We start from the raw sequence: 24,977 nt of genomic DNA on the forward strand, positions 1-24,977 counted from the left end.
GATGAAAACACAAATTTTAATTATTGACGACGAATGGAACATGCGGAATTTGCTGCGCATTTATTTGCAGAAGGAAGGCTTTGCCACCCAAGAGGCAGCTACCGGGCAAGAGGCTCTTCGTATGATCGGGAAGCAGGAATTCGACCTGCTCCTGTTGGATGTCATGATGCCGGATACGGATGGCTGGCAGGTCTGCCGCGCCGTGAGGGAGCAAACGCAGATTCCCATTCTGATGCTTACCGCACGTACTGAAACGAAGGACAAGGTGCTTGGGCTGGGGATTGGCGCAGATGACTATCTGACCAAACCCTTTGAGCCGGAAGAATTGCTGGCCCGGATTCATTCTTTGCTGCGGCGCTCATCAATGGCCCGGACAGTGGAACAGCAGGAGAAGCAGCTGAATTATCTGGGATTGCGAATCCTGCCGGATGCCCGCGAGGTGCATATTGAAGGGAAGCGTGTTGATTTTACCTTGAAGGAATTTGATCTCCTGGCCATGCTGGCGCGGAGCAGCCAGCGGGTGTTCACCAGGGACGAGCTGGTTGAACGTCTATGGGGCAATGATTATGGCGGAGAAACGCGCGTGATCGACACGCATATCAAGAACATCCGCGAGAAGCTGCAAAAAGCCGGTCTGCCGTATAATCCGATACAAACAGTATGGGGGCTGGGTTATAAATTTCAGGTTCCCGGCACAAGCGAATGAAAAATAACATCATCGGCTTTAAGCTCGGACTTGTGATCATGTCGGTGTTCCTGATTGTTTTGCTGTTTCTGGGTGTGGCCATCGACCGGATGTTCAGCAGCTTTTATTACAAAGAAATGCAGACGGAGACAGAGGAACTGGCTTCGCATTTTACAGTCATGGCCGAATCCCAGGATACCACCAGCGAACAAATGATGCGGACTTTTGCTGAATTTTCCAATGTGAGTATTTTTAACATATCCCGTGACAGGAGTGTGACCTTTCATTCAGGCGTGCATAATTCAGCGGACCGTTCGTTTATTCACTGGGCTGATCTGGACCGGATACTCTCGGGAGCCCGCGTGAGTTTGTTGTACAAGGACCCCGCAGGACACAGGTATTTCGTAACCGGACAACCTATCAAGGCTGGCAGCAGGGTGAATTCTGCGCTCTATGTCATGTCATCCACACAAAGCATGGAGCAGTCACTGGCTTCGGTGCGGAATATTCTGCTGCTCTCAGGAATAGCGGCTTTTGTGTTGGCCCTGGGCATTACCTGGATTATTGCCAGAGTGCTGTCGCGCCCGCTGGTGCAGATGCAGAAGGCAACCCGCGGCATTGCGGCAGGTGAGCTGGAGACCAGGCTGACGATCCGCAGCAATGATGAAATCGGGTACCTGGCAGCAGCCATTAACGATCTGGCGGTTGATCTGCAGCGCTACAGAGATACCAGGCAGGAGTTCCTGGCGAATATCTCGCATGAGCTGCGGACGCCAATCACCTATTTGCAAGGATACACTAAGGTAGTGAAAGACGGGCTGTACGAGACAGAAGAAGAAAAACAGCTCTATCTGGACATCATCGGCCAGGAAGCGCACCGCATTCAGCACCTGGTGGACGATTTGTTCGAGCTCGCCAAGATGGAGGAGGGTAAAATTCCGCTGAATCTGGAAGAGGTGGACCTGAAGCTAATTGTGGATCAAGCCACCCGCAAGCTTGAATTAACCGCCAGGGAAAAAGGCCTCAAGCTTGCGGTGGCGCATAACGGACAGGCTTCTTTATTACTTGGGGACAGCAAACGCATGGAGCAAATCGTGATGAATCTGCTGGAAAATGCTGTGCGGTATACTGATGAAGGAGAGATTAACGTCCAATTGAATTACTTATCAGATGCCGCAGTTTTTATTGTAGAAGACACCGGGATAGGTATCCCGGAAGCAGAGCTTCCTTATATATTTGACCGTTTTTACCGGGTGGAGAAGTCGCGCTCGCGTCAATATGGAGGCACCGGCCTCGGCCTTTCTATCGTTCACAAGCTGGTCGGGCTTCTGGACGGTTCGATCCGCATCACCAGCGAGGCTGGGGCGGGAACCCGCTGCGAGGTCAAGTTCAACAAGCAACTTCATCCTTGAAGAGGCATGATTTTACCGCCTAACGACCTAAGAAACCGAAAATCTCATCAACAGCCTGACGATACCCGCCGGATCGTTGAAAGGTTTCCTGCAGATGGTCCACTGCTTTTTTGTATGACGGGTGGTTCAGCACTTGATCTGCCGCTTCACGCAGCCCATTTGCAGTCAAGCTTTGCATTTGCAAGGCAATACCTGCTCCGATACTGGCGATTCGCCCGGCAACTATCGGCTGATCCGCACTCTGGGGATTACGACTAGCGGAACCCCGTAATAGAGAGCTTCATGAGTACTGTTCATTCCACCATGTGTAATAAATAATGAGATGTGCTTCAGTAATTCAGTTTGCGGAACATAATTTTGTACAATGAAGTTTTCAGGAATTTCCCCTAAATCAGAAATTGGGGTTTTATTCCCGACTGACATGACAATAGTGTGATCAGTGTCCCCAAATGCCTCGAAACAAAGCTTATAGAAATCCATTGCTTGGTTAAAGACAGTACCCAGTGAAATGTAAATAGGTTTTTTTCCCTTGATTGCAGTAAAGTCGAAGTTTGCTTGTGTTAGTCTTGAAGAGAGGGAGGGACCTACAAATTTATAAGTTTGATCGAATGCGTCACCATCAGGCTGAAACTCCCTGGTTGTATAAACAATTGTAAGGGGTGCAGGATTACATAAAACTTCGTAAGGAGAATGAATCTCCACCTTATATTTTTCCTTCAGCGTTGCTGTCAGGCTGTTATATCTATCGTATATAGGCTTAGCTATTTCTGCAGGGATTTTCATAGAGGGCTGTTCCAGCATTTTATCAAAGGATGCTTGGGTCTGCGCAAAGGATGTACTGGAGTTAATGGCGGGAAGCTCAAGAATCTGCGCAAGCATACGTCCACAGCCAAACATGGAATCATGGATGATGTAATCAAAATGTTCCCCTGCAATCTGTTCCAGAACACTTGGTATGACTATATCCGCCGTAAGTAAAAGACCGTTAATTCTTTCGGGCAAATAATTTTTTCCGCCTGAGATGAAGGCCTTAATAATTTTTTGATCGTCAATTGCCCGTACTGATGCTCCTGTCTTCTCTATGCGCTCCCGGTAAGCTTCAATACAAAAGTATACTACCTCTTCGCCACGTGAAATAAGCTCCTGCACCACACCAATAGTCGGATTGATATGTCCTTCTGATCCGCCATTAATAAATAACACACGTGCCATTTCTACCACTCCTTTGGGTATATTTTTCTCTAAATTGTGTAAGAGCAGGGTGCTATGTTTCCGTACGGAAACCATAAAAAACAGTGGATTTACGCTCGTAATCCGAACATAAAATCCACTGTATATAATAGCATAAATAATGGAAAATATAATCTATTTTTTCAGCTGGTGCAGGATCTTGATGAGGGTTTCCCGTTTTACCGGCTTGCTGATGTAATCGTCCACCCCTGCCTCCAGGCACTTTTCCCGGTCTCCCTTTAATGATTCCCGTCATTCGTCTATTGAATCAGACCTGCGGAAATTTCCAGCGGATACCTAATGATTCATACCAGCCATCCCGCCCATGATTTCCGGATTAATCATCCCGAAGATCATCGCGACATGCGCTACTACGAGAAAGCCGCTGATGAGGAGAAAATGCAGCTTAAGCTTGCTTTCCTCACTGCGGCCGCGGGCAATCAGTCCGAGATCCAGCAGGGCCAGGGGCAGCAAGAAGATTACACCGCTGAGATAAAAGCTTACGGCTACCACATCAACCCAGGTATGCCATTCCCCGTTCGCGGTAACCGGAACAAAAGCGGTAGGGAATAAATACAGAAATACTCCTGTAAAATAAAGGCCGGCCAGAATGCTGCATATCCGGTTAAATGCTCTAAGCGGACCTTTGAGATTTTTGGTGAACAAAATCATAAATTCGGTCACAGTGATCGTCTCGGCAAAAATGACCGGAATTGCCATAAAAAGAATCAGGTTCCAAGGCTGGTTGTCTGCAAGCAAAGACATGTAATGCGTCATGTTCATGTTAGTTCCTCCAATGGGTTAATTAGCTGTCACTGTGATGTTAGTAAATAAGTGTGTGGAAAGTATGGGGAAACGAAGGTATGCTTGTATAAGCTGTGAAATGACGCAGGCAGCAATTGAACGTGGAGGGAGCATGGCGGAAGACATGGAAAGATTGCTAACCTGTTTTTTCAAAAACGGTTGACATTTTCACAAAGAGTTAAGTATTATGTAACCAGCAACACCATATTCAAGGCGATGACCAAAGACATGATATCCTATGCGGACTGGCCAGAGAAAGAAGTGAACGGTGAGAGCTTCTTACAGAGACCGGCAGGATGTTACCCCTTTGCAGCCGTGGCACTGAACCTTTCCTGCTGTTAGGGAAGCTGTAAATGCTACCGTCTTATCCCCGATACCGGATACCAATGAGGATCTAGTGTATTATCTTCCGCCCGAACAGCCGGGGGTCGGTCATTGCAGGTCAAATTAGGGTGGAACCACGAGCCAGAACGCACTCGTCCCTTTTCGGGAGAGATGCGTTTTTTTGCGTTCAATTCACGAGTAGATAACGAAGAAATGGAGGCCACAATCATGGAAATCAATGTAGCACTGCCGGATGGATCAATCAGGAGGTATGCACGCGGCACCACAATTGCCCAAGTAGCAGAATCCATCAGCACAAGCCTGAAGAAAAACGCAGCAGCCGGTAAAATCGACGGCAGACTCGTTGACTTTCATCAACGGATTGTTCACGACTGTCACGTTGAAATCGTAATGGCCGACAGCCGGGATGGATTGTTCATCCAGCGGCATAGTACAGCACATTTAATGGCTCAGGCCATCCAACGCATATACGGTTCATCAAAAGTTAAGCTGGGCATCGGTCCGGTAATCGAAGATGGATTCTACTACGATATCGATATGGAAGGGCCGCTTTCCACAGATGACTTCGCGGCCATTGAGCAGGAAATGCAGAAGATCATCGGGGAGAATCTCCCGATTATCCGGCGGGTAGTCAGCCGCGCCGAAGCCATTGCGCTTTTCGCAGCCTTGGATGAACCGCTCAAAGTGGAACTGATTCACGGTCTGCCGGAGGATGAAGAGATCACCCTGTACGAGCAGGGCGAGTTCACTGATTTATGCCGGGGTCCGCATGTGGCTTCCACGGGCCAGATCAAAGCTTTTAAGCTGCTGAGCATTGCGGGCGCTTATTGGCGCGGGGATTCCAATAATCCCATGCTGCAGCGGATCTACGGAACGGCGTTTTACAAAAAAGCGCAGCTGGAAGAGTATCTGCACATGCTGGAGGAAGCGAAGAAGCGTGATCACCGCAAGCTGGGCAAGGAACTGGGACTGTTCATGTTCTCCGAGGAAGCACCGGGCATGCCTTTTTATCTGTCCAAGGGAATGGTCCTCCGTACAGAGCTGGAGAATTTCCTGCGCGGGTTGCAGCGGGCGCGGGATTATGATGAGGTCCGCACACCGCTGATGATGAATAACCGGATGTGGGAGCAGTCAGGACACTGGGACCACTATAAGGACAACATGTATTTTACACAGGTGGATGAAACGAAATATGCATTGAAACCGATGAATTGTCCGGGACATATGCTGATCTTCAAGAACAGCCTCCGCTCCTACAGGGAGCTGCCGATACGCATGGCGGAGTTTGGCCAGGTTCACCGGCATGAGTTTTCCGGAGCCTTGAACGGAATGATGCGGGTGCGGACTTTCTGTCAGGATGATGCCCATTTGTTCGTGCTTCCTGAGCAGATTGAAGAGGAAATCGCCAGTGTTATGGACCTGATCGGGCACGTTTACAAAGTATTTGGCTTTGAATATAAGGTGGAGCTGTCTACACGGCCGGATGATTACATGGGTTCGGAAGCGTTATGGGATCAGGCGGAAGCATCGCTCCAAAGCGTACTGGATGGACGCGGGATCGACTATCGGGTGAACGCGGGGGACGGGGCTTTTTACGGGCCGAAGATTGACTTCCACATTCAAGATGCGCTGAAGCGGAGCTGGCAGTGCGGAACGATTCAGCTGGATTTCCAGATGCCTGAGAAATTCGATCTGACTTATGTCGGTGAAGACAGCCAGAAACACCGTCCTGTCGTCATCCACCGTGCGGTATACGGCTCAATCGACCGCTTTATGGGGATTCTGACGGAGCATTTCAGCGGTGCTTTCCCGCTGTGGCTGTCTCCGGTGCAAGTCAAGCTGCTGCCGGTTTCCAGCCACTATGCAGATTACGCCTTCCAGGTGAAAAAGGAGCTGCAGGATGCCGGAATCCGTGTCGAGCTTGATCTAAGGAATGAGAAATTAGGCTATAAAATCCGGGAAGCCCAGCTGGAGAAAGTGCCTTATATGCTTGTACTCGGTGAGCAGGAGCAAAGCTCAGGCGCTGTATCTGTCAGAAAACGCGGGTCCGGCGATGCCGGAGCTATAAGCATAGCTGAGTTTGTCCGGCAGATTGTCACTGAGAACGCGGCAAGAAATGAAGAGTTTCTTCATTAATATGTAGACAGCAGACAAGTGAGGTGCAGCCCCATTTTACATAAATGGGGCTGTTCTTTTATATGAATCAGGCAGACAAGGAGAATATATGTATTTTATAATTTGAATGAATACATCTATAGGAGGCAGCCTCGTGATTTCGAACAACGTCAAAGAACTTAACGGCACTTTTATCAGAATGGTTCCTATGGAAGCAGCGCATCAAGGTGAACTGATGGCTTTGCTTAGTAATCCGCAGATTTGGGAGTATACCTGGCGCAAAATTACTTCTGCTGCACAAGTAAAAGAATTATTGGATACGGCGTTTGCCAATCAGGCGAAGGGGACCGAGCTCCTTTTTGTGATGGTAGAGCAATCTACCGGCAGGATCGCCGGCACCTCGCGGATTATGCATCTTGACCTCGTTCACCGCAACGCGGAAATCGGCTGCACCTGGATCTCCCCGCAGTTCTGGAGAACAGCAGTCAATACGGAATCCAAATCACTGCTGCTGCAGTATTGTTTTGAATCCCTGGGTCTGATCCGGGTGAATTTTACCGTTGTGGGGGACAACGTGCGTTCCCGGAAGGCGGTAGAACGGATCGGTGCGGTGAAGGAAGGCGTGCTGCGCAAACACCGGATCACTGCGGAAGGCCGCATTCTGGATAATGTGCTGTACAGCATTATTGACGACGAATGGCCTGCGGTACAAGCGAATCTGCACTACTTGCTTAACGAAAAGTATGCGGGCAAGAAATAAGAAACACAGCAATCCAAAAGAAATTGCAGGAGAGCTTTAAGGTTATACTAGAATGGTAAGCAGGTTGTGAATCTCAGACATCAAGGGGGTTATATAATTGGAAACAGGCAAGCCGGTGACGATAACATTGGAAACGGTGGTTCATGCTCCTGTTGAAAGCGTGTGGACATATTGGACTGAGCCGGAGCATATTACAAAATGGAATACAGCTTCCGACGACTGGCATACGCCATATGCCGAGAATGATCTGAAACCCGGTGGCAAATTCCTCTCCAGAATGGAAGCTAAGGACGGAAGCTTTGGATTTGATTTCAGCGGAGTATACGACAATGTGAGCGTTAACGAGAGCATCTCCTACACGATTGCCGACGGCAGAAAAGTGAAGATCGATTTTGTCCGCCAAGGCAACGATACCAAGATTATCACAGCATTCGAAGCGGAAGAAACCAACTCCGTCGAAATGCAGCAAGCCGGTTGGCAGGCGATTCAGGATAATTTCAAAAAATATGTGGAAGCTGCTGCAGAAAAATAAAGATTTTTATTTGGTGGCTGTTTTCCAGACCCATTACCGGGGTCCATCAAAACGGATTTGTGAAATTACTTAAAAGTAATTTTACAGGTCCGTTTTATTTTTTATTGCCCTATAGAATATACATCGATTAAACTTTAAGATGACAATGTATCTATATTTCATAAATGGAATAAACTACAAAACCATGGATGAAGTATGCGGTTCAAAGTTGTTCAATTTGTTTGTATGACAAATGGGGGTCTATAGTATGGATCAAACTGAGGGGGAGCTGCTGCTTATTTATTTCATCCCTGAATCTGAAACTGCGATTGCAAAAAACGCAGAAGCAGATCTGGCAAATGACATTACAGTCAACCGCAACTATGCAGTTAAGCAAGAGGCTAGCGCAATTCATCCCCTTGCTACCGTTAAATATGATCGTCTGGCGGCTAGGGACTATGCCAATAAATATACTTCGGAAGTGACCTCGTCGCTCGGCTACGATACCAGCAAGTGGAATCCTAATTATGCATGGCACACTGAAAGTGGTGGAGTGGATTGCGCTAATTATGTTTCTCAGGCCATTTATGCGGGGGGCATTCCAAAGGACAGTACGTGGAAACCGGAAAGCACAGCTTGGGTTAACACAGGACGTAACATCTCTAATGGTTTGAAACAATATATGGTTGATACAAAGGGCTATTTCTATAAGACAACTAAAGGCGGAACCTCTGCAGGCGGCTTTATCAGCGCGGTTAATTATTCTCATGTGATGTTTATTGTTGCAAATGATGGCGTAACAATGTTGTTCAGTGCTCATACTAATGATCGCTTAAAAGCTTCCTTTGCAAACTTTAGCAGCAGCTCGTACGAGTTCTATTACGTCAATTCTTCCTATCTATAAGGTGTAACAAAAAACGGTTAAGCGGGATTAGGCGCTTAACCGTTTTTTTGTCGTTCCTTGAATTACATGATCCTAATCAATTATAAAGTCGATTCCTTTTTCTTGAATATCATTACTCAAGTTAAGGTATTCTGTCTTTAATGCTAAATCTTCAGCCGCATATTGTACATCAGTTGGTGTATTTATTGTGAAGACGACATTATCTCTTTCACCGATTTTGTATATATGAATATTTTTCATAAGTTCCGGTCCCTCTGAAGACCAGACTTCTTTGGGCCAAACAGTCAGTGTAAAGAGTGTCCCGCCATACTTTTTGTTGGATTTATCAATGAAGTTGTAGCTCTTGTTTTTTACATCCGTATTTGTGGCAGTAACTACTTCGTATTTATTCTTCCATTGTTGTGGAAACTGAATGCTTATCTTTTGTTCCGGTATTGTATAAACATCTTTTTGTGCAAGGTCACTGTTATACTTTTCTGTTGTTTTAGGAATTGACTTCAACTCATCAAATCTATATTTTAGGCGTTCTATAAAGGCCAATGCTTCGGTTCTTGTAACAGGCTCGTTTTTATTGAACCCCTGTAAGGATCTTTCCGTTTTTCCCTTTGCTATGCCAATATCCAATAGATATTGGATGGAGTCGTCAACGGTAAAGTTTTTCCCGGCTGCATTGGCTAAGTAACGGGCTACATTTCCTCTGTTCAAAGCTGCCTGCTCAGAAGGCTGAAGCTCTGTCCACCCAAGTTTGTGGACGTAGCTTAGATAAGGTTCGGCCCAGTTTTGGCTCTTTTGGCTTGAACTGAAATCGGAGGTCTGATAGCTTCTGATGAGCATCGCAATAAATTCACTTTGACTTACCTTCGCATCGGGTTTAAACGTCCCGTCAGGATAACCTTCAACGATTTTATGCTGAATGGCTCTTTCAATATACTCCTGTCCCCAAAAGTGATCTGGAACATCTTTAAACATGCTTGACTGCTCTGCCAGGGCAATGTTCGCATGAATGACGAGACTTATGCCCAAAACACATGATAACAATTTTCTCATATTGCTTCTCCATTCTCCTTTCACAATCTGGGAAGTTTCCCTTCAAAGTATATAAACACCTGAACTTGCTATTTAGTTGCATAAAATGTAAAAAACTTTAGGCCTGCTCGTCTGAAGTATAACCTTCTCCAGCGCTATCAGGACTTTTCAGCGCCTCCTGCTCGCGGTAGGCCGAAGGAGTCAGGCCATACTTTTCTTGAACAGCGTGGAAAAATAAGTGATATTGTACATGCCTACCGATTCACTGATTTTGGCTGCAGTCTCATGGGTGGAAGCAAGCAAATCCTTTGCTTTCTCCAGCCTGGTGTGGTTCAGGTATTCGCTGAATGATTGCCGGGTTGCTCCTTTGAACAGCTTTCCCAGATAGCTTGGCGACAGGCCGGCGATGTTGGACACCAGCTCCAGGGATAAGTTCGGCTGGGCATATTGCTCCTGAATGTAATTCTGCACCTTCTCAATGATAACATTGTGCTTCTGGGCATTCATCCAGAGATTCTTCTCTTCGATTAATGTGCAAATATTGAAACAATACCGGTTGAAGATGCCGTTGATTTCGGTCAGCTGTTCGGCGGATTCGATTTCAGTCACCGCAACCAGATACTCGTTGAAATTGGAATCCGGCACATGCTGCAAATAGTCAAAGTGTTTGAGCAGGGACAGCATGAGCTGGATGCTGTAGGTTATGACCTGATTGATTGAACCGTTAGAGATTTGTTCTACGAATTGTCCGATTGCTTCCCGGATAGGCTCCGGCTTGCCGGATTGCACAGCATCGATTAGCTTCTTCTCGTAGGCGCTCGGATAGCTCAAGGCCGTCATCATATGGGGCCGCGTTGCTACGGCATCCAGAATCGATTCCTTTCCGTAGATCATCCGGTATTTAACATACTGCTGCGCCGAAGTATAGGAGGAAGGGATGTTCTTCCTGCCATAGCTTATATCCCCAACACCGATGGATACCGTCGCCTTGAAGTAACGGTTCAGAAAGCTCTGAATATTGCGCAAAGCGGGCTTGAGTTCCTCTGGCGTCTGGTTTTTCGCACACTGAAGGATCGCGGCGGTTTCATTCTCTCCAATATTCAAGTAATCACATGCCCCGATATGCGCCAGCATTTCTTTTGTAATATTGCCAAGGGCGAAGCGCAGCAACGGCCGCTGTACCGCTTCGATCCGCCCTTTTGTCTGCTCCAGCTCATTGATTTTGAATACAAGTACGCAAAAATAGGGCCCGGACACTTCATCGTCGATATCCCGGATAAGTTCGCTCGGAACCGAATATTCCAGCGGATGGCCCTGGAGCAATGAATGCAGATAAAGCTCACGGATCGTCCGGGAAGAGCTGCTGATCACGAACTGCATCGATTTATCCCGTTCCTCCAAGGAATGGAAAACCTCAGCCATGATCTTATATTCATCGATGAACGGCGAACCGGAGGCCGGAACATTCATGCCCGGCATGATCTTATGGAAAAGCGTCGATAACGGGCTATAAATATTTTTAGTCAGAAAAATAGAGATCAGCAGACCTGCCAGTACGATCCCGGCCGTCACAAGCAGCGTAACGCTGCGGAGCTGGTCAATGTTAGAGATGAGCCCGGAGTATGGGGAAACGCTTACAAAGTACCAGTCCATTTTCTCCGATTTCACATAAGTAACCAGATGCTTTTTATTATGAATATTTGCTGTGAAGCTGTTTTCCTCCTCGTCTTGATTCAGAATTTGCTGCACATACTGTTCCTTGGACAAGTCCTCCAGAAACAAATTTGAATCGGTATGGGAGAGCACTTTACCCTCGTTGTTGATGACAAAAACGTTGCTCGCGGCATCCGCTTTGCTGATCTTGCGAATCGTCGTCAAAATTGACTTTTCCTCCACATTGATATAGATGAGCGGGTTGTCGGAGGTCCGAAATGAGAAATCCGGGTACAGCAGAAAAGTTAGGAGCTGCAGCGGCTCATCGTTGTTCCGGCCGGCAATGGTCAGGCTTCGCGGATAGAATTCCATATACCGCTCCGTGCTGAGGGCGGTGAGCGAGGAATCGAAAGGAAGTCCGGCTGTATCGACTGTTGTTCCCGTAGAAGGCCGGTAGATCCCAATGCTGTGTATATAAGGATATATACTTGTAATCTGGGACATCTGCTGAAAGATACGGTAATTGTTAACCTTGTCCTCAGTCGTGTCGTTCAGGAACGAGATGATCTCCCGTTGGATGAGCAGTGCATTGCCGATTGTCATCACTTGGTTATAGACAACGTCAGAGGCGTAAGTGATCTGGGACAACATGGCTCTGGAATTGCGGTCGATCTCTTTGACGGCGCTTCTGGAGAAGAGATAGAAGAGGACACCGGACAGCAGGCTGACGGTTAGAAGAACGAGCAGGAAATATGAGATGGTAAGCTTTTGAAAAGCTTTATACCGGACAAGCTGATGCATGGTGTTCCGCATGAAGAATACCTCCCAGTGCTGCAAATAGTACCTCTTCAATATAGAGCATTTTCGGGTAAAAAGGTACTCCATCACGTAAAAATGAAAGCCAGTCCGTTTATTTGGAAGCCCATTTCCGCATTGTAGAAGGGTTCTCCGGATTTTAAAATAGACAGCTGCCGGCCGCTCCGGCTACTCTGGAAACATAACATCGGGTGCTGGTGTGATGGGGCAGCCGGAATTCATAACTAATGGGGGGACAAAAATTGGAAAAGAAACGGCGGCGGGGATTCGGTATGCTGTCCGATATTCGCAGGAACGGTACGTCTTATCTGCTGGTTCTGCCTGCGATGGCATACACCTTTATTTTTGGGTATATGACGTATCCGTATATGCTCATTGCTTTCCAGCGATTCAATTACAGTAAGGGAATATTCCATAGCGAGTGGATCGGATTAAAGAACTTCGAGTTCTTCTTCCGGTCGAACAAGGCGTTTACGGTCACCTTTAACACCATATATCTAAATTTGCTTTTTATCATCTTCGGTACGCTGACGGCGCTGGCGATTTCACTGATCCTGAACGAGCTGCGCAAGAAGCTGTTCGTCAAGATCAGCCAATCGATGATGCTGTTCCCGAACTTCATATCCTGGATCGTCATCAGCTATGTGCTGTACGCATTTTTTTCAATGGATATGGGGATCGTGAACAAATTGCTGAACCAGCTCGGCATCGCCCCGGTCAACTGGTACACTGAGCAGCAGGCATGGCCGGCTATTCTTACCATCATGCATGTGTGGAAGGGAGCCGGGATGAGCGCCGTTATATATCTGGCTACTATTACCGGAATCGATGAGACGTTGTATGAAGCTGCCGAGATTGACGGGGCCAGCCGGTGGCAGATGTGCATGCGCATTACGATTCCATTGATGATGCCTACGGTGGTTATACTGATGCTGCTCTCGGTCGGCAAAATCATGTACGGCGATTTTGGGATGATCTACGCCTTGATCGGCGATAACGGCACCTTGTATGCGACCACGGACATCATTGATACGTATGTATTCCGCTCGTTGCGGCAGATTGGCAATCCTTCCGAAGCAATGGCTGTCGGACTGTTCCAGTCCGTTGTCGGATTTATCCTTGTCTTCGGTACGAATGCTATTACCCGTAAATTTTTCAAAGACGGTGCGTTGTATTAAAATCTGCTTCCGGCAACAGCTTACCGGAGAAAGGCTTTAGGAGGAATAGAAATGAAGACGTTTTCAATCAGTAAGACGGTTATGTATGCTCTGATTTCGATATATTCGGCGCTTTCTTTGCTTCCGATGCTGCTGGTGCTGATGATCTCGGTTACGGATGAGGATGCCATATTGAAGAACGGCTACAGCCTTTTCCCGGAGAAGTTCTCCCTGTATGCCTATAAGCTGATCTTTACGGGCGGCTCCCAGGTTATGCAGAGCTATGGAATCTCCATCTTTGTCACGATCGTCGGCACGGCGCTGGCAATTCTGATTACTTCCATGGCCGGCTATACACTGGCGAATAAAAATGTAAAATACCGCAATCTGCTGGCGCTTTATTTTTTTATCACCATGATTTTTTCCGCGGGGATTGTGCCCTGGTATCTGATGAACCGGTCGCTTGGGTTGACCAACAATATCCTTGCTCTGATCATTCCGTCGCTGCTGTTCAGCCCGTTCAACCTCTTCCTTGTGCGCAATTTCATGAACGGGGTTCCAGACTCCCTGCGGGAGTCGGCAACCATTGACGGTGCAAGTGATATTACGATTGCCTTCAGGATCTATCTTCCGTTGTGCAAGCCGGTACTGGCGACGATTGCACTCTTCTACGGACTGGATTACTGGAACAACTGGTGGAATGCGATCATGCTGATTGACAGCAAGGAATTGTACCCGCTGCAATTTATGCTTCTACAGATGCAATCGGAGATCAGCATGCTGAACGAGATGACGATGCTGGCCGGATCCAGTGATATCACGCTTCCTTCGGAATCGGTCAAGATGGCGACAGCGGTTGTGACGATCGGGCCGATCATATTTCTGTATCCTTACTTGCAGAAGTATTTTGTCAAAGGGCTGGTAATTGGTTCGGTCAAAGGCTGATATTATCCCTTCGGGGTTAATATAAAAAGTGTACAATAGAAGGAGGTCAACTTTTGTATGAAAAAGTCTTACGTAATTCTTTTAGCTGTGGTGCTTCTCTTTTCGACATTGATTGGATGCAGCCAGGGTTCCAATTCAACCAACGCTGCGGATAAGGGAGACAACTCATCAACCGCGAAGCCGGAGAATAACGGCAAGCCTGCAAAGACGGTGAAAATCAAATATTTGGTTCCCGGCACGGAGCCGAAAGACTATAAGGAAGTGTTCCAAAAGGTCAATGAGAAGCTGGCTGCGGACGGTGTCGGCGTTGAGGTGGAGAAGATCTACATTCCGTGGGATGCGTGGGATCAGAAGCTGAACTTGATGTTGTCCACCGGCGAAGATTTCGATCTGTTCCACGTTATGCAGGACCGTACGCCGTTCTCCAGCTACTATAATCGCGGTGCATTGGCGGATATCACGGATGCCATCGAAAAATACGGACAGAATCTGAAGAAACATATCCCGGACGATATCTTCGACGGGGCTAAAATCGATGGAAAATATTATGCCGCTCCATCCTATTGGGTTGAGATGGCGAGTGAAGGTGAGTTCAATATCCGCCGCGACATTCTCCGCGAGAACAATCTCAAGGAGCCGACTACTCCGGCTGAATTGATCAGCGCTTGGGAGACTGTCATGAAGAACTGGAAGGGAAGCAATAAGCCCTATCTGGGCACACGGGCGGATTTTGACCCGATCTTCCTGCATACGTCGATCCTGCACCGGACGTATGACACCTTCCCGTTCACGGTGAAGGATAAGTTCTTCTATGTGAATCAGAACGGCGAGGTCAAGTCCTGGATTGAGACCGAGGAATTCAAGAAGGATGCGTCCTTCATGCGCGAGCTATACACCAAGGGAATTACCAATCCCGATATCCTGGTCATGAAGCAGGAGCAGGTAGACGCGCAGCTCGACAGCGGTGACTGGTTCGTCCGTCTGGGAACCGGCGGAAGCTTGACCGGACTCAAGAAGTACAATCCAGAGGCCACTGTAAACGATATCGGTGTTGTGTGGTTTAACCCGGAGAAAGAATATCTGCGCCCGCTCACCTTCAAAAACGGAAATGCCGTACCGGTGAACAGCAAGCATCCCGAAGCTGCCGTCAAATTCATGGATTGGATGCTGGCAAGCCAAGAAAACTATGATCTGGTTCAATATGGCATCGAGGGCAAGCATTACACCAAGGACGGCGAGAAGGGCTATAAGCCGATCAAAGACCCGAATAACAATAATAATCCAGGGTATAGAGGATCTGATTCGCAAAACGGCAACGTAAACTTCATGCGTTTTGATTTGGAGAATAGCATCCCTGATAATAACAAAGTTCTGTTTGAGCCTAATCCGAATGCGGTCAACAGTATCGCGGCGAACTTTATTTTTGACCCGACGAATGTAAGGGCCGAGTACACCAACATTATGTCGGAAGCTTCAGCTAGCATCACTCCGATTTATATGGGCGTCCTGGAATACGATAAGGCTTTCCCGGCTGCACTGGAAAAAATGAGAAAAGCCGGTTTGGATAAGGTAGTTGCGGAATACCAGAAGCAATTCCAGGAATATCAGGCTTCGCTTAAATAAACGAGCCGATAACAAAAGGGAAGGTGTGGAGAAATTGACCCTGCAAGAGCAAAGAATTGAATTTGAAGCGGCAAAAAAAATCTATGAGCGTGCAATCTTGAAATTTCATGGTGTGGACGGTTTGGATGTCTACAATATTTCGGTCCCATTCAAACGGAACGGGAAACGCTATTTGTTCGGACGGGTTGAACACCGCGAGGAATGGGCCCGCTCTTGGGTCCGGTTATTCGAGGAAACGGGACAGGATGAATGGACTGTGGTGAAAGACAGCATGGTCTATACTCTGGAGGACCCTTACATCAGTGAGATTGGTGATGAGCTTGTAATGGGCGGGACTCATGTGCAATACCAGAGTGGAAGATACAGTACGTTTTTCGGCTATTTCTTCCGGGGCACCGATCTCCACAATTTGTACTACTTCACTACCGGGCCTAATAAAATGAAGGATATCCGCCTTGTTCCGCTCACGGACGGCAAAATCGGCGTTTTCTCGCGTCCGCGCAGCACCGAGATGAGAGGCAAATTCGGCAGTGAATCCATGATCGGCTTCACGGTTATTGACAGACTGGAAGAGCTGACCGCGGACGTGATCGAGAACGCACCTTACATTCACGGCATTTTCGGAGAAGGCGAATGGGGAGGCGTCAATCAGGCTTATCTGCTGGACAGTGGTAAAATCGGCGTCATCGGACATATCTGCTACCAGGATAAGGATGAGAATGGCGGGGAAGTGAAGGTGTACCTGAACATGGCCTTCGTCTTTGATCCAACAACCCGGGAGTCATCAGACCTTCATCTGATTGGAAGCCGTCCCTGTTACCCGCCGGGACCATCCAAGGCACCGTATTTAGCCGACTGTGTTTTTTCTTCGGGCATTGTGATGCGCCCGGACGGCAAAGCCGATCTGTACAGCGGCATTGGCGATTGCCAGGCAGGGCGTATTACAATCGACTATCCGTTTGCAGGAAATGGGCATCTTGTATAGAAGAAGATGGAAGGTATGTGTCCTCACCATCGGACACATTAACAACCTGGAGAACTAGGAGGATATTGTTTAGATGAAAACCAATATGCCCATCATCGGCGCACTGGAGTCCAGCCTGCCCATTCGCCGTCATCCGGCTAATCCCGTGCTGGACGCGGCCCGTGTGCCGTATCCCACCGCGCTTGTCTTCAATGCAGGCGTCGCCAAGTTCGGTGGACGCTACGTCATGGTATTCCGCAACGACTACGGCTCCCTGGAGAAGCAGACCATCGAACCGTCTCACACGACGGATCTTGGCATCGCTTTCAGCGACGATGGCATTCACTGGACGGCGGGTCCGAAGCCGGTCTTCAAGCTGCGCGACGAAGAGATCGTACGTGCCTACGATCCGCGTCTGACAGTTATCGACGGCCGCTGCTACATGTGCTTCGCCGTAGATACACGGCACGGCATCCGGGGAGGGATCGCTGTGACGGATGATTTTGAATCCTTCGAGATATTGAGCTTGTCGACCCCGGACCTGCGGAACATGGTGCTGTTCCCGGAGCGGATCGGCGGCAACTTCGTAAGGCTGGAACGGCCGTTCACCGTGTACAGCCGCAGCGGCGTTGACCGGTTCGATACCTGGATCTCGGAGTCGCCGGATCTGATCTATTGGGGCCGTTCCGGGCTGCTGCTGTCGGTGGAGCAGGTGCCGTTTGCTAATGACAAGATCGGCCCGGCTGCACCGCCCGTGAAGACGAGTAAGGGCTGGCTCACCACGTTCCATGCAGTGGATATCGATCCCGCCAGAGGGAAGAACGGCTGGGAACCGTCCTGGAAGAAGCGGTACACGGCCGGCATTATGCTGCTTGATCTCGACAATCCGAAGAAAATCCTCGGCATGAGCGCATCGCCTCTGCTCGCACCTGAAGCAGCTTATGAGACGGACGGGGGCTTCCGCAATAACGTCATTTTCCCCGGCGGCATGGTGCTGGAGGAGGACGGAGAAGTGAAAATCTATTACGGAGCCGCCGACACGGTGGAATGCCTGGCTACCGCTCATGTGGATGATCTGATCAGGCTTTGTTTGGAGAAGTAAGGAAGCTATATAGAGTGAACTTGAAAAACGAACAAAACATTCTCCGTAGTCCCGACAAAGTCCCTAATGTATATATCTTAAGTTCACTCTATATAATATATGATGCTTAACAAGGACTGGCCCTGTGCAGTATGCTCCACAGGGCCAGTCCGTTTTTTGTTCGTAGCAACTAAGATCAAAACAGCGAACTACAGAACAGGTTTAAGTCCTTTCTATCATGGTCCTACTTCGCAGAACCAACAAATCGATTTCTAGCCGCACCCAGTCCAATGATACCGAGTAGGGCAGAAGCGCCAGCCAATATCAGGAATGGAACGCTCCAGCTGTGGGTGGCATCATGCAAGTATCCAATCAGTGCCGGGCCCATTGCGGCCAGCAGATATCCGATGGATTGGGCCATGCCCGATAATTCAGCCGCCTGATGGGCGCTTCGGGTACGCAAGCCAAAAAACATCATGGACAAGCCAAAGGCAAAACCCGTCCCAATACCAAGAATAATAGTCCAAAACAGAACCAGATGGATACTGCCATAGAGAAGTCCAAGTGTTCCGGTCAAAAGCAGAATCGTTGTAATTACCACTAACAACCGTTGGTTACGCATGCGCCCGGCTATAACAGGAACGATGAACGAAAGGGGGAGTGAAGCTATAATCATAATTGAGAGAAACCAGCCGGATTGACTTGAACTAATGCCCTGGTCTTTTAGTATTTCAGGCAGCCATGCCACCAGCACATAAAAAATGGTTGATTGTAATCCCATAAAAAGAGTTACCTGCCAAGCCAACGGAGAGCGCCATATATTGACATGGTGGTCGTTCCCTGCGCTGCTGCTGGCAACAGCGGCTGATTTCGCCGGAGCCTTGAGCTGTGGTGCCCAAAAGAGGATGGAGATGACGCTAAGTATTCCCCATACTCCCAAAGCACCTTGCCAGTTCAAGCCTGCCACCACAGCTAAGGGAACACTAATACCTGAAGCAATCGCCCCGCTTAGATTCATGGAAACACTATAAACCCCTGTCATTGTCCCCATTTGCAGCGGAAATTCCCGTTTAATCAGGCTCGGTAGTAATACATTACATATAGTGATAGCAAACCCCAGAACAGCGGTTCCAACAAACAAGGTTACCGCCCCGGATAACGAGCGGACAGCGATACCGATGACCAACAAAATAAGGGAAATCAGCATAATCCGTTCCACACCATATCTGCGTCCTAATTTTGGTACAAAAGGGGATAACAATGCAAATGCAATCAGTGGAACTGTGGTAATCAGGCCTGCTAAGGTATTCGAAATATGCACATTCTCCCGGATAAGACCGACTAATGGTCCCACCGAGGTGAGGGGAGCACGCAAATTCGCTGCGATAAAAATAATTCCTGCGATCATGAACCAGATTCTCGCTTGCTTGCGGATACCGGTAGTGGATATTGCATCCTGTTTTTTTAACAATTGTTCTGATGAACTCATAAGGGTTCCTCCCGCGTTTTAAGTTAATTCATGGTCAATTTCATTCATGTGGAAGAAGTACCCTGATCACTACTTCATCTAGCACATTTTAGTACGGGCCTTTTCAATGTATAAACGAACTGCCTCCTCGGCTTGAGGGCAATCCCGATTGGCAATGGCTTGATACAGCAGGTCATGAGAGTCGTGATAAAAAGCTGCATTTTTGAAGTCCTCAGTTTCCAAAACCATGTTGTGCAGAGCCTCCGTAATATGGTTGTACAAATTCCCCATCAATTGGTTATGTGAAGCAGCAATCACCATTTTGTGAAACTCGACATCCCAGTAGGCATATGTTTTGAGATCCTGCCGGCCGGCTGCTTGTCTGCACTTGTCCAGGCATGTCCGAATCGCCTCCAAATCTTCTTCGCTTCTCCTGGACGCAGCCAGGGCAGCAGCCTCTCTTTCCAATGCATATCGGACCTCCAGGCTCTCAAGCATATCGGTATGCTTAATCACTTTTTCGATCACTGACCCCAAGACACTTGAGGAGCAGACATAGGTTCCGTCCCCTTGTCTGGTCTTCAGCAACCCCGCATACGTTAAAGCCCGAATGGCTTCCCTCAAGGTATTACGGCTGACTTGAAGCTGTTCCATTAGCTCTGGCTCTGGAGGAATACGCATCCCTACCCGCCATTCGCCGTTTTCGATCTTCCCCTGGATTTGGTAGGCCACCTGTTCCACCAAGGTTAAACGTTGAGTTTGAGTTAACAACAGCATCATTCCTTTGCAAACGTAGGATGTTTGGTATTTTGGTGTCATTATAGCAGAATGACTTGGACTTGGAAAGAAAAAAATGATATTGATAATCATTATCACTTATGATATATTGCTATTTGTTTACTAGTGAACAATTAATAAGCTGACACCGCATAAGCTCTGTTACTGCAAGAGGGGAGAGGATAGTCACCATTGGAGTTTTTGAAAAATATCAACGATGCGGGCTGAAGAAAGAAATGTGGAAGGGGAGTATGTGATAAATGATGACCTTAAAGATTGAGGACCTGAGATCCAGAATTGAAGGCAAAGAAATTTTAAAAGGACTTAACCTGGAGATTCATGGCGGAGAAATTCATGCCATTATGGGTCCTAACGGGACGGGGAAAAGCACCTTGGCTTCTGCGTTAATGGGCCATCCCAAATATGAGGTTACAGATGGCAGGGTAACGCTGGATGATGAAGATCTGCTGGAGATGGAGGTCGATGAGCGTGCCCGGGCAGGCTTGTTCCTGGCTATGCAGTATCCAAGTGAAATTGCCGGTGTGACGAACTCGGACTTTCTGAGAAGTGCGGTTAATGCACGACGCGGGGAAGGCAATGAAGTATCATTAATCCGCTTTATCCGCCAGATGGAAAGCAAGATGAAGGGATTGGAGATGAATCCTGAATTTTCACACCGTTATTTGAATGAAGGCTTCTCCGGCGGGAAAAAAAACGGAATGAAATTTTGCAAATGATGCTGCTTGAGCCCAAGTTTGTCATTTTGGACGAGGTGGATTCAGGCCTTGATATTGATGCATTGCGTATTGTAGCCAATGGTGTTAATGAGCTGCGCAGTCCTGACAGAGGTTTTCTCATCATTACCCATTATCAGCGTCTGCTGAATTATATCACCCCGGATTTCGTACATGTGATGATGCAAGGCCGTATTGTCAAATCTGGCGGTCCCGAGCTTGCCCATCGGTTGGAGGCGGAGGGATATGATTGGGTGAAGGAGGAACTTGGCATCACGGATGAGACGGCAGGGCAGGATGCTTAAGAGGCCGGAAAGGAGGAAAAGGCAGTGCGTGTACAAAATAGAGTTTCTGTGAATGCGGATGACTTGTGTGCCTGGTCAAGAGCCAAGGCCGAACCGCAATGGCTGCTTGAGCAACGTTTACAGGCACTTAAGCAGGCGGAAAATCTGGAGTTGCCAGAAGTGGAAAAAATGAAGCTTGAGCGTTGGGATATTTATGAGCATGGAGACTATAAAGCTGAGAACATGTGGCCGGGCCTGCAGGGGGCGCACGAGGCAGTCCACAGTCTGGTCAACTTCCCGGTGGAAGGCGGGCTGATCGTTCAGCATAACTCAGATGTAGTATATACCGAATTGTCAGCTGATTTGGCTGCACAAGGAGTGATTCTGACAGATCTGCATACGGCGGCGAGAGAGCATGGAGAACTGGTGCAACGGTATCTCGGTCAGGTTGTGAAACCGGAAGAGCATTGGCTATCTGCTGTGCACAGTGCCGTATGGAGCGGCGGTGTATTTCTATATATTCCGGACGGAGTAGAGGTTGAGGTGCCACTTCAGGCGATCTTTTATAGCAGCATGAGCGGGGCGTGTTTTGCACCGCATATCCTGATTGTGGCCGGAAATAACAGCAAAATCAGTTATGTAGACAATTGTATATCGGGCAGAGAGGATATCAAGGTTCTACATAATGGGGTGCTGGAAGTATTTGCAGGAGCAGGCTCCAAGGTGCAGGTTGCTTCGGTTCATCAGCTTGCTGCTCCTACAACGGACTTTACCCAGCGGCGTGCGGTTGTACTTGCAGATGGAGCGGTAGAATGGATTATCGGGGAGATGAACAATGGTTATACTGCCGCTGATACCAAGACATTGCTCCAAGGCAATGGCTCTACCTCTGATGCCAAGGTGATAGCTGTAGGCTCGGGCTCCCAAAAGTTAAGCTATACAACTCAAGCCCAACATTTTGGCAGAAGCTCGGTGAGCCAGATGATTACACGTGCTGTAATGCGCGAAGAGGCAACGGCCATTATTAATGGGATTACCAAGATTGAAAAAGGCGCAACTAATTGTGATGGCCAGCAGACAGAACGTATTCTGATGTTGAGTCCAAAAGCACGCGGTGATGCCAATCCCATCCTGCTGATTGATGAAGATGATGTCACAGCCGGCCATGCTGCATCCGTGGGGCAAGTGAATGCGGAGCAGATCTATTACTTGATGTCACGGGGGATCTCCCGGAATGAAGCGGAATATCTAGTTATTTTCGGCTTCCTGGCTCCTGTCATTTCGGAGATTCCGCTGGAGGGAGTTCGCAGCCGCCTGCAGGATTTAGTGGAGAGAAAGCTGGGCAGATCTCATGAATTCAAATCGTAGATCAAAGGAAGTTATTTGAAGGACAAAGGAGTGACATCAATGGCTAAAAATGCACCTGATATGGGCGACTATAAATATGGGTTTCGTGACGGGCATCAGTCTGTTTTCCAATCAGGAAAAGGATTGACCCCGGAGATTGTACGGGAGATTTCCCGAATCAAAGAAGAACCGGAGTGGATGCTTGAGTTTCGTCTGAAGGCGTTGGAGCAATTCTACAGAATGCCGATGCCCCGCTGGGGAGCAGATTTGGATGGGCTTAATCTGGAAGACATTCAATATTATGTGCGCCCTTCGGAAAAGCAGGGAAAGACCTGGGAGGAAGTACCGGCTGAAATCAAAGCAACCTTTGACAAGCTGGGCATTCCCGAAGCAGAGCAAAAGTTCCTGGCGGGTGTGTCCGCTCAATATGAGTCGGAAGTGGTATATCACAGCATGCGGCAGGATCTGGAGGAGCAAGGTGTTGTTTTTCTGGATACAGATACCGCGCTAAAGCAATATCCCGAATTGTTTAAGGAATACTTCGGTACAATTATTCCCCCGGCTGACAATAAATTTGCAGCACTTAATAGCGCGGTGTGGTCCGGCGGAAGCTTTGTATATGTTCCCAAAGGGGTACAATGCGAGGTGCCTATCCAGGGGTATTTCCGGATTAACTCTGAAAATATGGGGCAATTCGAGCGGACGCTGATTATTGCCGATGAGGGAAGCTTTATCCACTATGTTGAAGGCTGTACTGCACCCATTTACAGCACCAGTTCCCTGCACAGCGGGGTCATTGAGATCATCTGCCGGAAGGATTCCCGTGTGCGTTACACGACCATTCAGAACTGGGCGCCCAACATCTACAATTTGGTGACCCAGCGGGCTGTGGCAGAGGAAAATGCCACGATGGAATGGGTAGACGGTAATATCGGCTCCAAGGTTACGATGAAGTATCCGGCGGTGCTTTTGAAAGGGCGGGGGGCCAAGGGGTCAATATTGTCGATTGCCGTAGCCGGCAAGGAGCAGCATCAGGATGCCGGAGCGAAGGTCATTCACCTGGCTCCCGATACCACTTCCACGATTATATCCAAATCAATCAGCAAGCAGGGGGGCAAAGTCAGCTACCGGGGCTTGTCCAGCTTCAGCCGCAATTCCGCAGGTTCCAAGTCCAATATCAAATGCGATACGCTGATTCTGGATAACCTGTCGACATCGGATACGGTTCCTTATAATGAAATTAAAAATGACCAGATCACGCTGGAGCATGAAGCCACCGTATCTAAAGTATCCGAGGAACAATTATTTTACTTAATGAGCCGTGGCCTTACAGAGGAAGAATCCACGCATATGATTGTGATGGGCTTCATCGAGCCCTTCACAAAAGAGCTGCCGATGGAGTATGCGGTTGAGATGAACAGGCTGATTCAATTTGAGATGGAAGGAAGCATCGGTTGATTCATTATTTTAATAAATCAAGCGTTTAACTCTTTCTTTTTAAAGAAGTACGAGGTGTTATTAATGAAGAAAAAAAATTCGGGCATCTCAGAACTAACTCAAATTACCCGAGAGAAAAGGAAAGTTCAGTTCTACCTCAATATGCTGTTAGGATTGAGCGCGAGTTGCGGTGTGATGATACCTACAGAACCCATTTATTCGCTTCTAATGGAGCTTTCGGATCAAGAGGCCTCTCTTATGCAAAAAGCAAAGGATCACTCGGACTATCCAGAATAAAGCAGACTTGAATTGACAGTTGGTAAAACAAAAAGAGGAGCTGGCATAATGGAGGAAAATGGAGTTTTATTCGATGAAGTATCGGAAGTGCTTCTCAAACTGCGTCCTTTCTTACTGCGTGATGGCGGGGATGCAGAATTGGTTGAGGTTGAGAACGGCGTCGCTAAATTAAGATTTTTGGGAGCCTGCAACGGTTGCCCGAGTGCAACGATTACGTTAAAAGCCGCTATCGAGCGCGCAATTCTTGAGGAAATCGAAGATATTAAAGAAGTTGTACAAGTATTTTAATTCCTAAACCCGCAAAAAACCTTGTTTTTTACAAGACTTTTTGCGGGTTCCTTCTTATCAAGCCTCAATGCGGTTATCAGGCTGATAAATTTTCTCTTCATTAATATGAAAAGCAAATAGCCATATCTTTAAATCATTGATATAATAGAAAACGTTAGAATAGAAACATATATTCCCCGATAGCTGAAACTGAGCAGTATCTCACAGCCCATACTCCACCCTTCATGGGGCAGATATGGGTTTATGTTATTTTATGAGGGTGATCCTTCCCCAGGAAGTCCTAAACTATGAAGTGATGGCGAGGTTGGCGTGAA

20 protein-coding genes and 2 pseudogenes are annotated in these 24,977 nt (G+C 47.9%); 16 read left to right on the top strand and 6 right to left on the bottom strand.

The features are described 5' to 3' along the window. Window position 1: 1 nt before the first annotated feature. The gene (locus JI735_RS24170; RefSeq protein WP_039835653.1) at window positions 2–706 is read left to right on the top strand and encodes a response regulator transcription factor; all 705 of its coding nucleotides are present in this window, start codon (window positions 2–4) and stop codon (window positions 704–706) included. Beyond that, entirely contained in the window at window positions 703–2,097 is a 1,395-nt protein-coding gene (locus tag JI735_RS24175) for a sensor histidine kinase (RefSeq protein WP_039835652.1), read from the top strand. Before JI735_RS24170 ends, JI735_RS24175 begins: the two co-directional genes overlap by 4 nt. A 19-nt stretch (window positions 2,098–2,116) precedes the next feature. Here the strand turns inward: JI735_RS24175 and JI735_RS24180 are convergent. Both JI735_RS24180 and JI735_RS24185 read right to left on the bottom strand, forming a co-directional pair. Next, window positions 2,117–3,309, bottom strand: a pseudogene (locus JI735_RS24180) (macrolide family glycosyltransferase). Between the two features lie 315 nt (window positions 3,310–3,624). Next, a complete protein-coding gene (locus JI735_RS24185) occupies window positions 3,625–4,110 on the bottom strand; it encodes a DUF6803 family protein (RefSeq protein ID WP_039835649.1) in 486 nt (161 codons plus the stop codon). A gap of 573 nt (window positions 4,111–4,683) precedes the next feature. Between JI735_RS24185 and thrS the strand changes: the two genes are divergently transcribed. The 4 genes from thrS to JI735_RS24205 all read left to right on the top strand — a co-directional run bounded on the left by thrS (window position 4,684) and on the right by JI735_RS24205 (window position 8,766). Further along, window positions 4,684–6,612, top strand: coding sequence for a threonine--tRNA ligase (gene thrS / locus JI735_RS24190; protein WP_039835648.1), 1,929 nt, complete (start codon window positions 4,684–4,686; stop codon window positions 6,610–6,612). A gap of 133 nt (window positions 6,613–6,745) precedes the next feature. Then, entirely contained in the window at window positions 6,746–7,351 is a 606-nt protein-coding gene (locus JI735_RS24195) for a GNAT family N-acetyltransferase (protein WP_233476038.1), read from the top strand. Window positions 7,352–7,448: 97 nt separating this feature from the next. Beyond that, window positions 7,449–7,883, top strand: a complete 435-nt coding sequence (locus tag JI735_RS24200) for an SRPBCC family protein (protein WP_039835647.1) — start codon at window positions 7,449–7,451, stop codon at window positions 7,881–7,883. Window positions 7,884–8,130: 247 nt separating this feature from the next. Next, the gene (locus tag JI735_RS24205; RefSeq protein WP_233476039.1) at window positions 8,131–8,766 is read left to right on the top strand and encodes an amidase domain-containing protein; all 636 of its coding nucleotides are present in this window, start codon (window positions 8,131–8,133) and stop codon (window positions 8,764–8,766) included. A 72-nt stretch (window positions 8,767–8,838) separates the two neighbouring features. Here JI735_RS24205 and JI735_RS24210 read toward each other — a convergent pair whose 3' ends face one another. Both JI735_RS24210 and JI735_RS24215 read right to left on the bottom strand, forming a co-directional pair. Then, window positions 8,839–9,813, bottom strand: a complete 975-nt coding sequence (locus JI735_RS24210) for an S-layer homology domain-containing protein (protein ID WP_039835646.1) — start codon at window positions 9,811–9,813, stop codon at window positions 8,839–8,841. 180 nt (window positions 9,814–9,993) lie between these two features. Further along, window positions 9,994–12,258: a helix-turn-helix domain-containing protein gene (locus JI735_RS24215; protein ID WP_202676516.1), complete on the bottom strand. Its 2,265-nt coding sequence runs from the start codon at window positions 12,256–12,258 to the stop codon at window positions 9,994–9,996. 245 nt (window positions 12,259–12,503) lie between these two features. Between JI735_RS24215 and JI735_RS24220 the strand changes: the two genes are divergently transcribed. From JI735_RS24220 to JI735_RS24240, 5 genes are all read left to right on the top strand, one after another. Beyond that, complete coding sequence (locus JI735_RS24220; protein WP_233476040.1) at window positions 12,504–13,439, top strand: ABC transporter permease; 936 nt, start codon at window positions 12,504–12,506, stop codon at window positions 13,437–13,439. 51 nt (window positions 13,440–13,490) lie between these two features. Continuing rightward, complete coding sequence (locus tag JI735_RS24225; protein ID WP_020430271.1) at window positions 13,491–14,363, top strand: carbohydrate ABC transporter permease; 873 nt, start codon at window positions 13,491–13,493, stop codon at window positions 14,361–14,363. A 57-nt stretch (window positions 14,364–14,420) separates the two neighbouring features. After that, window positions 14,421–15,986, top strand: a complete 1,566-nt coding sequence (locus JI735_RS24230) for an extracellular solute-binding protein (protein ID WP_051051810.1) — start codon at window positions 14,421–14,423, stop codon at window positions 15,984–15,986. Window positions 15,987–16,011: 25 nt separating this feature from the next. Then, window positions 16,012–16,971 carry an MTP-1 family protein gene (locus tag JI735_RS24235; RefSeq protein ID WP_233476041.1) on the top strand — a complete coding sequence of 320 codons (960 nt, stop codon included), beginning with the start codon at window positions 16,012–16,014 and terminating at the stop codon, window positions 16,969–16,971. Window positions 16,972–17,044: 73 nt separating this feature from the next. Continuing rightward, a complete protein-coding gene (locus tag JI735_RS24240; protein WP_202676518.1) occupies window positions 17,045–18,052 on the top strand; it encodes a glycoside hydrolase family 130 protein in 1,008 nt (335 codons plus the stop codon). 223 nt (window positions 18,053–18,275) lie between these two features. Here JI735_RS24240 and JI735_RS24245 read toward each other — a convergent pair whose 3' ends face one another. After that, complete coding sequence (locus JI735_RS24245; RefSeq protein WP_039835642.1) at window positions 18,276–19,520, bottom strand: CynX/NimT family MFS transporter; 1,245 nt, start codon at window positions 19,518–19,520, stop codon at window positions 18,276–18,278. 78 nt (window positions 19,521–19,598) lie between these two features. Then, window positions 19,599–20,276: a FadR/GntR family transcriptional regulator gene (locus JI735_RS24250; protein WP_167330811.1), complete on the bottom strand. Its 678-nt coding sequence runs from the start codon at window positions 20,274–20,276 to the stop codon at window positions 19,599–19,601. A 260-nt stretch (window positions 20,277–20,536) separates the two neighbouring features. On the opposite strand from JI735_RS24250, the pseudogene sufC reads away from it, so the two are divergent. From sufC to JI735_RS24275, 5 genes and pseudogenes are all read left to right on the top strand, one after another. Continuing rightward, window positions 20,537–21,315 (top strand): annotated as a pseudogene (gene sufC / locus JI735_RS24255) (Fe-S cluster assembly ATPase SufC). A gap of 24 nt (window positions 21,316–21,339) precedes the next feature. Further along, window positions 21,340–22,662, top strand: coding sequence for a Fe-S cluster assembly protein SufD (gene sufD / locus JI735_RS24260; protein ID WP_039835640.1), 1,323 nt, complete (start codon window positions 21,340–21,342; stop codon window positions 22,660–22,662). 39 nt (window positions 22,663–22,701) lie between these two features. Beyond that, window positions 22,702–24,099 carry a Fe-S cluster assembly protein SufB gene (sufB, locus tag JI735_RS24265; protein WP_039835639.1) on the top strand — a complete coding sequence of 466 codons (1,398 nt, stop codon included), beginning with the start codon at window positions 22,702–22,704 and terminating at the stop codon, window positions 24,097–24,099. A gap of 63 nt (window positions 24,100–24,162) precedes the next feature. Then, a complete protein-coding gene (locus JI735_RS24270; RefSeq protein WP_039835638.1) occupies window positions 24,163–24,375 on the top strand; it encodes a hypothetical protein in 213 nt (70 codons plus the stop codon). Window positions 24,376–24,423: 48 nt separating this feature from the next. Further along, a complete protein-coding gene (locus JI735_RS24275; RefSeq protein WP_020430291.1) occupies window positions 24,424–24,663 on the top strand; it encodes a NifU family protein in 240 nt (79 codons plus the stop codon). Window positions 24,664–24,977: the final 314 nt, after the last annotated feature.

The organism is Paenibacillus sonchi (assembly GCF_016772475.1).
Lineage (GTDB): Bacteria > Bacillota > Bacilli > Paenibacillales > Paenibacillaceae > Paenibacillus_AQ > Paenibacillus_AQ sonchi.